The 10,282-nt window shown below is 63.9% G+C and carries 11 protein-coding genes; 4 read left to right on the top strand and 7 right to left on the bottom strand.

Features of this window, described 5'->3' with window-relative positions:
• Positions 1-3: 3 nt before the first annotated feature.
• Positions 4-360 carry a hypothetical protein gene (locus tag ACFWAD_RS12470; RefSeq protein WP_192804714.1) on the bottom strand — a complete coding sequence of 119 codons (357 nt, stop codon included), beginning with the start codon at positions 358-360 and terminating at the stop codon, positions 4-6.
• Between the two features lie 189 nt (positions 361-549).
• On the opposite strand from ACFWAD_RS12470, the gene ACFWAD_RS12465 reads away from it, so the two are divergent.
• Together ACFWAD_RS12465 and ACFWAD_RS12460 are read left to right on the top strand one after the other, a co-directional pair.
• On the top strand, positions 550-888 hold the full coding sequence (locus ACFWAD_RS12465; RefSeq protein WP_230815631.1) for an RNA polymerase-binding protein RbpA: 339 nt from the start codon (positions 550-552) through the stop codon (positions 886-888).
• Positions 889-1,357: 469 nt separating this feature from the next.
• Positions 1,358-1,825 (top strand): hypothetical protein, encoded by a 468-nt coding sequence (locus tag ACFWAD_RS12460; protein WP_378544156.1) that lies wholly within the window; start codon positions 1,358-1,360, stop codon positions 1,823-1,825.
• A gap of 10 nt (positions 1,826-1,835) precedes the next feature.
• Here ACFWAD_RS12460 and ACFWAD_RS12455 read toward each other — a convergent pair whose 3' ends face one another.
• The 4 genes from ACFWAD_RS12455 to ACFWAD_RS12440 all read right to left on the bottom strand — a co-directional run bounded on the left by ACFWAD_RS12455 (position 1,836) and on the right by ACFWAD_RS12440 (position 6,587).
• A complete protein-coding gene (locus tag ACFWAD_RS12455; protein WP_378544153.1) occupies positions 1,836-2,681 on the bottom strand; it encodes a hypothetical protein in 846 nt (281 codons plus the stop codon).
• Positions 2,682-2,773: 92 nt separating this feature from the next.
• Positions 2,774-4,342: an apolipoprotein N-acyltransferase gene (gene lnt, locus ACFWAD_RS12450; RefSeq protein WP_378544603.1), complete on the bottom strand. Its 1,569-nt coding sequence runs from the start codon at positions 4,340-4,342 to the stop codon at positions 2,774-2,776.
• A gap of 37 nt (positions 4,343-4,379) precedes the next feature.
• On the bottom strand, positions 4,380-6,014 hold the full coding sequence (locus tag ACFWAD_RS12445) for an amidohydrolase (protein ID WP_378544150.1): 1,635 nt from the start codon (positions 6,012-6,014) through the stop codon (positions 4,380-4,382).
• Between the two features lie 12 nt (positions 6,015-6,026).
• Positions 6,027-6,587 (bottom strand): FxsA family protein, encoded by a 561-nt coding sequence (locus ACFWAD_RS12440; RefSeq protein WP_378544147.1) that lies wholly within the window; start codon positions 6,585-6,587, stop codon positions 6,027-6,029.
• A 250-nt stretch (positions 6,588-6,837) separates the two neighbouring features.
• On the opposite strand from ACFWAD_RS12440, the gene ACFWAD_RS12435 reads away from it, so the two are divergent.
• A complete protein-coding gene (locus ACFWAD_RS12435) occupies positions 6,838-7,497 on the top strand; it encodes a hypothetical protein (protein ID WP_378544144.1) in 660 nt (219 codons plus the stop codon).
• A 62-nt stretch (positions 7,498-7,559) separates the two neighbouring features.
• Here the strand turns inward: ACFWAD_RS12435 and ACFWAD_RS12430 are convergent, their stop codons facing one another.
• Entirely contained in the window at positions 7,560-8,219 is a 660-nt protein-coding gene (locus ACFWAD_RS12430) for a response regulator transcription factor (protein ID WP_003945024.1), read from the bottom strand.
• A gap of 77 nt (positions 8,220-8,296) precedes the next feature.
• Positions 8,297-9,460 (bottom strand): sensor histidine kinase, encoded by a 1,164-nt coding sequence (locus ACFWAD_RS12425; protein WP_378544141.1) that lies wholly within the window; start codon positions 9,458-9,460, stop codon positions 8,297-8,299.
• Between the two features lie 38 nt (positions 9,461-9,498).
• Between ACFWAD_RS12425 and ACFWAD_RS12420 the strand changes: the two genes are divergently transcribed.
• Entirely contained in the window at positions 9,499-10,266 is a 768-nt protein-coding gene (locus ACFWAD_RS12420; protein ID WP_230815638.1) for a TSUP family transporter, read from the top strand.
• Positions 10,267-10,282 lie beyond the last annotated feature (16 nt).

The following is a 10,282-nucleotide window of genomic DNA, read 5'->3' as shown; positions in this document are numbered from 1 at the left end:
GCTTCACCGGAAACGTTCGGCTTCGCGGGCAAGTTCGGTCAACCGTTCACACAACTGTGTGAGTTCCGAACTTTCGGCGCCCTCGGCAACAGCAGTCGCCACATCTTCGGCGGCGCAGCGGACCTCGAACATCCGATCCACCAGTTCGACAGCCTCGACGGCGGTCAAGATGACGGCGTCAGCCGGGATGGAGGTGCCTTTGACGGCACTGCGTTGTTCGTAGGCGCGCTGGCGACAAGACTGGCTGCAGTACCGGCGACGACGACCCACTCCCGTCACCGCGACCTCGCGGCCGCACCACACGCACGGGTTTCCGGAACGCGCAGTCTGCGGTGATCCGACGCGTGTGCTCTCAGCCATGAGTCGACACTGTACTCGAGATTCGGACGCCTTCGATGAACGCGCACGGTACCCGGTAAGATGGAGAGGTTGCGTCTTCTCGCCACACGGGAACCAATCGGGTGCTCGTGGCGTTGTAGATGAGTGTGAGCGTCTACTCCCCAAGTCAGGGCGCCCACCAGCGGTGACGAACGAAGAGAGGACACCACCATGGCAGATCGCGTACTTCGAGGTAGCCGACTCGGAGCTGTGAGCTACGAGACCGACCGTGACCATGACCTCGCGCCCCGTCGTATGGCCAAGTACAAGTGCGAGAACGGCGAGATCTTCGACATCCCGTTCGCGGACGAAGCCGAGATCCCCGGTACCTGGTTGTGCCGTAACGGCCTCGAAGGCAGCCTCATGGAGGGAACTGCTCCCGAAGCCAAGAAGGTCAAGCCTCCCCGTACCCACTGGGACATGCTTCTCGAGCGTCGCTCGGTCGAGGAACTCGAAGAGCTCCTCAAAGAGCGTCTCGACTTGCTGAAGGCCAAGCGTCGCGGCGCATGAACTAGCACTTCGATCAAGACCGTCCGGTTCTACACCGGGCGGTCTTTCTCGTTCTTCGGGGAGTGATCGTTCACAAGTCGACGTCATACTTCGGCCCTTCTTCGACGTGGCAACTCCAGATGCTTCGCCGTACTGAAAGATATTTCAGTACAACGTCATTCAGCATCCAGGCGCACTCGCGAGCCGACAGTGCGCGAATGCTGGATTCGCGCTGGAGAACCATCGGCACTGCTTCGTGCACCAGTGTGAGCTGTATCCCCCACCCTGCGACACACCAAACTTCGGTGCACCAAACTTCGATACGGCATGAAACTTCGACACGGCATTGGGACACCTCGGATACGGTGTCGAAATGAGACCGTCAGGAATGTTTGTCGGCGCGGGCGCACTGCTTCTCCTTGTGGGCTGCGGAAGTGCCGAGTCCCCGGTGCTGGGCTCCGCCCCGGCTCCCCCGACAGCCGATCTTTCGATGCTCGAGCCGGCGACCTGCCTCGCCGACAATCTCGGCGCGTCGCTCGGCACCGGAGTGCTCGTTTCCGAACCGAAACCGATCCCCGACGGATTCACCCCCACTCACGTGATCACTTGCGACTTCGGTACTGATGGCAATGACAATGACAATGACAATGACAATGGCGATGACAATGGCGATGACAATGGCGATGACACGATCGGTTGGGTCGAGCAGCATCGTAGGGGCGATCTGTCGGCTGTTCTGTCCGCCTTCAGAGTGCCCTCCGACCCTCGGGATCCCTCGTGCATGACCGACCAGCTTGTTCCGCCGACCGTGTGGCTTGTGGACGATCAGGGGTACGGTATGCGGCCGCTCGTTCCCCAGGGCGCCTGTGGCCAGTACAGGTGGGATGCGATCGAGGCGGTCAACACTCTGCCGGTCACCGAAACAATCGTGCACCAGGTTCCCGTCGGCGCGCGATGACTGCGACCTTCTAGTCGACCGTGAATCTTCGCATCGCCAGATATCCGAAAACGCCGACCAGGATCAACGTGACGCCTGCGGTCACGGAAACGGAGTCGGTCACCAGCCCTGCGATTCCGGTCACGGCTATGAACACCGGCAGAAAGTCGAACAGCCGGAAAATCGACTGCGGGGGTTCGGTATCGAGGCCCTGCGCCTGAGCCGCCTTGTTCGGCGCGTACTCGGGGTACCACTCGGTGAACGAGATCGCGAAGAAGGTTCCGAGCAACTGCAGAATCCACCCGGTCCAGAAGTTGTCACCGTCGTGCAGCCGTGCATCTCCGAACAGGCCCACCGCAGCCGACCAGGTGAAGGCGAGCGCCCATACTGCCGTGATGACGTGGTTGATGCGCAGAAACAAGGGCGTCGTCCAATACTCCTCGGGCGTCGACTCTTTCGCGTACTGCAAGGTGAAAGGGTTGCGGAGCAGGATCGACCCGAAGGCGAAGACCACCAGTGCGATGTTGGTCAGTTCGCCTCCCCAGAGTTCGAACCACCGAATCGTGTTCGCCGACGCGAGGAGCCCGATGGCCGCAAGAACGCCGAAGAACGCGACGTCGAAGACCTCCAACAGCTTCACGGTGCCACCGCGCCGGTAACTGGCCGCCAAAATCAGCAGTGACAACCCCAGCGCGGCAGCTGCGGATTCCTCGAACCTTCCCGGCCCGGAGAGCAAAGACAGCAGGATCCACGGCGACAGGCCCGCGAGCGGTGATTGCAGAACCGCATCGACCACGCTCGTTTTACGAACTGCAATCTGTCGCTCGGCCTTTTCGGGCTCGGTCTTCTGTGGCTGGGTCTTCTCGGGCTCGGTCACGGAACGCCGCCTTTGCGCTGGAACGGGTGGCACAGCGAGTACCCGCCCAGGCGCCCCTCGGAACATCGACTGCCCGGTATCCGATGCTCAGCTCAGGTTGCTGCCGTCTTTTCGGCAGGTAGCTCGGCCTTGTCCCGGCGCCTGGCGATCACTGCGAAGGCAATCGCGCCGACAGCGATGATGCTGAGCACGATTTCCGGCGCCGGGCCTACTCGGGTGGCGAGGGTGGTGCTGGTCGAGAGCGGCACCTTCGCCACCAGTGCGGCAGGCACGAACAGTTCGGTCTGCGAAGTCACCGCGCCGTCGGGACCGATGATCGCGCTGACACCACTGGTCGCAGCAACGACCACCGCGCGGCCGTGCTCGACTGCCCGCACGCGCGACATCGCCAGCTGCTGATACGTCATCTCGGTGTCGCCGAACGTGGCGTTGTTGGTGGGTACCGCGAGAAGTTGTGCACCGTTGCGGACCGACTCCTGGAAGGCTCGGTCGAACGCCACCTCGTAACACGTTGCGACGCCGATGGGTACGTCCGCTGCGTGGACGACCCCGTTGCCCTCGCCGGGCACGAAGTTGCCCGCGCGATCGGCATAGGACGAGAAGTTCCGGAAGAAGCTCCGGTAAGGCAGGTATTCGCCGAACGGCTGGATGATCTTCTTGTCGTGTTGTTCCTGAGGACCGTCGGCGCCGTCCCACACGATCACCGAGTTCGTGGTCGTGCGATCGGCATTGACGAGTACGGTGCCGACAAGAATCGGCGCCCCGATCGCTTCGGAGGCTCGGGTGATGTCGGCCGCGGCATCGGCGTTTCGCAGGGGGTCGATGTCCGAGGCGTTCTCCGGCCAGATCACGACGTCAGGCCGATCGACACGGCCCGCGTCCACCTCGGCGGCAAGTTTCACGGTTTCGCTCACATGATTGTCGAGGACCTGCTTGCGTTGCGAATTGAAGTCCAAGCCCAACCGCGGAACGCTTCCCTGAATCGCGGCGACGGTGATAGTTCGGTCGCCGGAATCCATGGTGGCCAGGAACGGCGACGCCACAAGGGCAATGATCACGGGCACGAGGGCAGCGGCAACAGCTCCGAAGAATCCTCGGTCCCACCGCTTGGCTGCGACAGCGACGGCAATTGCTGCCAAGCCGGTACCGGTCAGGGCCACCGCGAAACTGAGCAGCGGCGCACCGCCGACACTCGCAAGGGGAAGGAGCCACCCTTCGGATTGACCGAATGCGAGCCTGCCCCAGGGAAATCCGCCGAAAGGAACGCTGGAACGAAGCCACTCGGTGAGCGTCCAGGTCGCGGCAATCCACAACGGTGCCCACGGCAACCTCGCCACCAGGACAGCGAGCAACCCGAACAGTCCGATGAACAACGACTCCACCGCGGCCAACGCGATCCACGGGACCGCGCCTACGAACACACCGATCCACGGAAGCAGCGGCACCAGGAATCCGAGACCGGCCAGGTACCCGTAACCGAAGCCGGCCCGCAGGCGAAGTCCGCCGCGGCCGAAGTTGGTCAAGACACACGTCAGAAGAGCGATCCCGACGGGCGCCAAGAACCACAGTGGGCGGGGTGGGAACCCGGCAAAGATCAGGAATCCACCTGCGGCTGCGTAGAGCGAACGCAGCCATGCCGAACCGGTGAGCACAGCGTTCACGCGGGAGCGATCGTTGCCGGGCGCCTCGGCGCTGCGCTCACTCACTCGTCGAGCTGCGCTGATAGACGACGCGTCCGCGATGCACGGACTCGATGCAGACCGGAATCGGCGCATCTTCCGCCAGCCTCGGCAGAGCGGGTACTCGCGAGCGCGGATCGGTGGACCATCGCTGAACCGAGTCGGCCGGTGCACTCACTTCGAGTTCGCCTGCCTCCCACAACACGTAGGACGCCGGTGCGCCCGGATTGAGCGTTCCCGCGGCGCCGTCCCGCACGCCGCCCGCGCGCCAAGCACCGCGTGTTGCTGCGGAGAAGGCCGCACGCGGCGAGATCCCACTTCCGTCGGTGCGGTGCTGAACAGCGGCGCGCAGCATCGCCCACGGCTCGATCGGGGTGACCGGCGCATCGGAACTGAATGCGAGTGAGACGCCCTTACCGGCAGCGGGTGCAAACGGATTCAGAGCTGCCGCGCGGTCGAGGCCCAGACGTGTCGCGTACAGGCCGTCGGTACCGCCCCACAGTGCGTCGAACACCGGCTGGACACTCGCGATGACGCCCAAGGCGGCAAAGGTTTCCGCGTCGGCCATCGACATCATCTCCGCATGTTCGAGGCGGTGACCCAGCGCGGCGACCTTGGGGCCACCCAGTTCGTCGGCCACTTTCCGGAACGCGGCAGCTGCGGACGACACGGCGCCGTCACCGATGGCGTGGAATCCGGCCTGGACACCCGCGAGGGTGCAGGCCCGGATGTGTGCGGCGATCGCGTCGACGTCGAGGTAGGCGTTTCCCGTCGAATCAGGTTGGTCTGCATAGGGTTCGAGCAACCAGGCGGTGTGTGAACCGAGAGAACCGTCGATGAAGAGATCCCCGCCGAGTCCGTGGGCACCGGTCTTGTCGAGGAGCGCGCGCGCGTCCTCCTCGCTGTCGACGCGTTCACCCCAGTAGCCCCGAACCTCCACGCCGTGATCGTGGGACAGGAGTTCCTGAAAGTCGGTCAATCCCGAGATGTCCGGTCCCCCGCACTCGTGAACGGCAACGATTCCGCGTGAGGCGCAGAGATCGAGCGCAGCGGTACGAGCAGAAGCGCGCTGCGTTTCCGTCAGCAGATTCCGAGCGGCATTGCGCGCCAGGTGGTGTGCGTCGAACGTCAACGGGCCCTCGGCTGAGTATCCAGCGGTGTCGGCGAGGCCGGAGATGCCGTCGCGCAATGCGCTCGAGCACGCGGCCGAGTGAACATCGATCCGCGAGAGATATACCTTGCGGCCAGGTGCCGCGGCGTCGAGATCTGCGGTCGACGGCGGCGTCTGCTCGGCCCACTCGGTGTCGTCCCAACCGTGTCCCCAGATGACTGCGTCGGGATGGGCAGTTTCGGGGTTCGCGGCTGCGAATGTTCGTACTCGCGAGAGGCATTCGTCCAGAGAGTTCGCGCCCACGAGATCGAGGCCGACGAGATTGAGTCCCAGTGCGGTGATGTGGACGTGAGTGTCGACGAACCCTGGAGTGACAAACGCACCGCCCAGGTCTTCGATCTCCGCGGCGGGGTGCAACGCCCGTCCGGCGCGCTCGTCGCCGACCCACACGACGGTGCCGTCGGTGATGGCGATCGAGGTCGCGTCAGGTGCAAATGAACTGTAGATCCGGCCGTTGACCAGCAGACGAGTAGTCACGAGCACCCAGTCTGCCTGTTAGTACTGCGGCCCCCGCGAACGGGTGGGTGTATCCGTGTCCAGAATCTCACCCTCGAGGACCAGTTCCTTGCCGCTGCTGGCTACGTACTCGGTGGTTTCGGGTGTCTCGACGATGATCTCGCCGTCGATCACCTCGCCGTTTCCGCGCATCCGCGCCGCGTAGCCGACGGTTCCGGCAAAGGCGTCACCACCGGCAGCAAATGCTGCTGCGCGCTTGCCTGCCAGGAGGACGGCAAGCGGGCGCAGTGCCCAGCGGGTCGGCGGAATCAGAAGCAGCAGGCCCAGAACGGAAGTCACGAGTCCGGGCACGAACATCAACGCGGAGCCTGCCGCGACCAAGGCGCCGTCGGCGACTGCCAGTGACGGCGATCCCTCACCCCGCGTGGCCTTACGGAATCCGTCCATGACCCGTCGCCACTGCGAACGCATGAGGATCAATCCGACAAGCGATCCGGCGAGAAACAGCAGCACGGTCCAGGCGACACCGATGGCGTTGCCCACGATGACCAAGGCTGCGATCTCGACGATCACGTAGAGGAGGAATACGGCGGCGATCATGACGTCCCCTTTCAGACGGTCTACCCGTTCAACGCTCGAGGGGCCGGTTTTTCTCCCGACAACGATGCAGACCTGCAAAACAGACGGGTGCCGTGAGTCACATGGGGCCTCTGCGGGGCGCCGTCGACTTGCCTGGCGTTAACTAACGCTCCGCTAACGATTCTAAACCTCAAGTTGACGTTGAGAGTCTGGACGTGGTCAAGTCACTTCGGGCCGCATTTCCCGGCCTCATGAAATGAAGGAGCCCGACATGAGCCGACTCCCCGGCAAGACACTCGCCCGACGCATCCCGGCTGCCCTCGCCGGCACTGCCGCCGTCGTGGCACTCACCGCCGGCAGCACGATGATGAGCGCCGGAACCGCCGCCGCAGAACCGGTTGCACCCGAGGGTATTGCTGCGCTGATCGCCCAGGCCGCGGCCATCTCCCCCGAAGCTTCTGCCGCTGTCCAGCAGCTGATCGGCGCGGCGGGCGCCGACCAGATCACCGCAGCCCTCGATATCCCCGCCGTCGGCGTCACGAAGCCTCAGTCGTTCATGTACCCGGCACCGACGATCGGGTGCGGCATCGCCGGCGAGCCTGTCACCGTCACGCTCAGCTCCGCGCAGGCCGGTCCGAACTTCCCCTTGCCGCCGTGGGTCGAGGCCGATCACCTTCGTTTCCAGGCAATCCCGGGTTACGTGGGCATCCCCAAGACATCAGGGTTGAGTGTCGCCTGGATCAACGTGGGCACGTTCAAGGGCGGCATCGTCCCGTTGGACGAGAAGTTGCCGGTACTCGATACGCCGTTGCTCTCGAAGGTCGTCGACACCGGTGACGGCAAGGTGTTTGCCGCACTGTTCGGCAATGTCGACTACGCCGACGGAAAGTCCTGCATCGTGCTCCCCACAGTGGGCGCCTTCGATGCCTGACCAGAGCGAAGCGCTCGATGCCTGACCAGAGCGAACCGCTCGCCGCTTGACAGGTGGCCGGCCTACGCGCCCGGAGTCACCAATCCGGTCTCGTAGGCCAGCACCACCGCCTGCACACGATCGCGCAGGTCGAGTTTCGTGAGAATGCGTCCGACGTGCGACTTGATAGTCGATTCGGACAGGTACAGCTGCTGTGCGATCTCGATGTTCGACAGGCCAGTGGCCACGTGTCCGAGGACTTCGCGTTCGCGTTCGGTCAGGACGTCGAGAACAACCGGATCGCGTCGCGGCGCCGGACCGTCCACGATGAACCTCGACAGCAGACGACGAGTCACTTTCGGGGAGACAACCGCATCACCGGCCGCCACGCTGCGGATGGCCGACACCAGATCCTCTGGCGGGGTGTCCTTGAGAAGAAAGCCGCTCGCTCCGGCTCGCAGGGCGCCGAGCGCGTGTTCGTCGAGATCGAACGTCGTCATCACCAGGACTCGCGACTCGATCCCGGAGGCAAGAATCTGCTCCGTGGCTTTCACTCCGTCGACAATCGGCATCCGCACGTCCATCAACACGACGTCAGGCTTCAGCGCCACCGCCGCTGCGACCGCCGCGGCTCCGTCGCCGGCCTCACCGATGACCGAGATGTCTTCATGTGCTTCGAGCACCATGTTCAGGCCCATCCGCATGAGTTCCTGATCGTCGACTAGCAGCACGGTGATGGGCACGGCGTAAACCTATCGGGCCTGAGACGTCGGTGCCAACGCGATTGCTCCGACACCTGGTTACAGAGACATCGCCTGGATCAGTCGTGGATCTCGAGTGGTAGTTCCGCATAGACACGCCAACTGCCGTCGGGTCGTCGTCCGGTTTCGAGTGTCCCGTGCAGTACTGCCACCCGCTCGCGCATGCCGACCAGTCCGTTCCCCGAACCGTGGGAGAAGGTCGAACTCGACGTTCCGTTGTCGACCACCTCGAGCAGCACCGCGGTTTCGGTGCGGCGCACGGTGACTCGTGCCTTCGGATTTGCGCCGGCGTGACGGAGGACATTGGTCAGGGACTCTTGGACGAGGCGATGAATGCCCAGGCTGACCGACGGACTGACGTCGTCGAGTTCACCGGTCAGCTCGAGGCGCACGCCGAGTCCGGCGGCACGCATCATCTCGACGACCTTGGCAATACCAGCCGTTCCGTGTTGCGGCATCGCGTCACTGCTTACCTCGGTGCGCAGGAGCGAGACGGTCCGGCGAAGTTCGGCAAGCGCGTCGCGTCCGGTGCTGGAGATATTGCCCAGCGCTTTCTTGGCCAACGCCGGATTGGATTCGACCGCGTACGACGCTCCGTCCGCCTGCACGATCATCACGCTGACCGCATGGGCAACGACGTCGTGGAGCTCGCGGGCGATCCGGGTTCTTTCCGTGGCCACCGCATCCTCGGCGCGCCGATCCCGTTCGTACTCGGCCACTTCGAGTCTGGCTGCCACTTCCTCGTCGTATGCGCGCCGCGCGCTCAAGAACTCTGCGGTGATCCAGGCGAGCGCATAGAGCAGCGTCGCGATGATGATCGTGAGGATCACGTCTTCGCGGATCACGAGCAACGAGAGAGTCATGTCGAGGGCCAGGAAGCACGCGAAGATTGCCCCTGTGCGCCGATCTACGTACGCAACGAGTGTGTAGAGCGAGACGCCGAGTGCCAGCAGTCCTGGATGTTCCGCAGCCGGGTCCCCTGTCGCCCACATCATCAGGGTCGCGAAATACGACATGGACAATATGGCAGCTGCGGAGATGCGGGGAAATTTGCGACGCCATACGACCGGCAGGCAGATCAGAAATCCGACGACGAGCTGAGGCCATCGTTCCTCGCGAGGTGAGCTCACGAACGTGACAACTTCGAGCGCGAAGAACACGAGCGCCAGAGCGCTGTCCGCGATCATCGGCTTTCCTCGCAGCCACAGGCTGAACCTCCGCATGTGCTCAAGAGTGTCACAGCTGTGAAAGAGTCACCGCCGTGGATATTGCTGATTGGGGACTGCTGATGACGGCAGCGACGGCGGCGGGTTGGGTGGACGCCGTCGTCGGCGGCGGCGGATTGATTCTGTTGCCCGCGCTCTTTCTGGTCGCGCCCCAATTGACCCCGCAGGCGGCCCTGGCCACCAACAAACTCACGGCCTTCACCGGGACGAGCGCCGCGGTGTACACGTTCTCCCGGCGAATCCCGATGGAGTGGCGGCAGCTGGCTCCGGCAGCTGCCTTGGCTGCGGTGACAGCCGCGTGCGGAGCGGCGGCCGTTTCACTGATCGACAAGAAGTACTTCATTCCGATCGTGATGGTCGTCCTCGTCGCTGTCGCCGTCTTCGTGACCATGCGTCCGACGCTGGGCACCACCATCGCCACTCATCGTCCGACGCAGCGTAAGACCGTTCTCGTCCTGCTGCTCTCCGCCGGACTCATCGGCCTCTACGACGGTCTGCTCGGGCCGGGCACCGGCACGTTCCTCATCATCAGCTTCGCGACCTTCCTCGGAACCGAATTCGTCCGCAGCGCAGCGATGGCGAAGGTGATCAATCTCGGTTCCAACTTCGGCGCGCTCGCGTACTTCGCCGTCACCGGACATGTCTGGTGGAGTTTGGGTTTGGCGATGGCTGTCTGCAACGTTCTCGGCGCGGTCATCGGTTCGCGGATGGCGTTGAGCAAGGGATCGGGGTTCGTGCGGATCACGCTGTTGGTTGTCGTGATCGCCATGGTGATCCGCCTCGGATGGCAGCAGTTCGGCTGAGATCGGCGGTCGTCGA

Origin of the sequence: Rhodococcus sp. NPDC059969, from assembly GCF_042738325.1 — a bacterium.
In the GTDB taxonomy this organism is placed as follows: Bacteria; Actinomycetota; Actinomycetes; order Mycobacteriales; family Mycobacteriaceae; genus Rhodococcus_F.
Note: the sequence above shows the minus strand (reverse complement) of the source record. Positions and strands in the feature narration are given on the sequence as shown.

Coding starts and splice junctions, on each gene's coding strand:
- ACFWAD_RS12425 (WP_378544141.1), bottom strand. CDS start 9,460: ATGCGGAGGTTCAGCCTGTGGCTGCGAGGAAAGCCGATGATCGCGGAC.
- ACFWAD_RS12440 (WP_378544147.1), bottom strand. CDS start 6,587: ATGATCGCCGCCGTATTCCTCCTCTACGTGATCGTCGAGATCGCAGCC.
- ACFWAD_RS12460 (WP_378544156.1), top strand. CDS start 1,358: ATGCTCGAGCCGGCGACCTGCCTCGCCGACAATCTCGGCGCGTCGCTC.
- ACFWAD_RS12465 (WP_230815631.1), top strand. CDS start 550: ATGGCAGATCGCGTACTTCGAGGTAGCCGACTCGGAGCTGTGAGCTAC.
- ACFWAD_RS12435 (WP_378544144.1), top strand. CDS start 6,838: ATGAGCCGACTCCCCGGCAAGACACTCGCCCGACGCATCCCGGCTGCC.
- ACFWAD_RS12470 (WP_192804714.1), bottom strand. CDS start 360: ATGGCTGAGAGCACACGCGTCGGATCACCGCAGACTGCGCGTTCCGGA.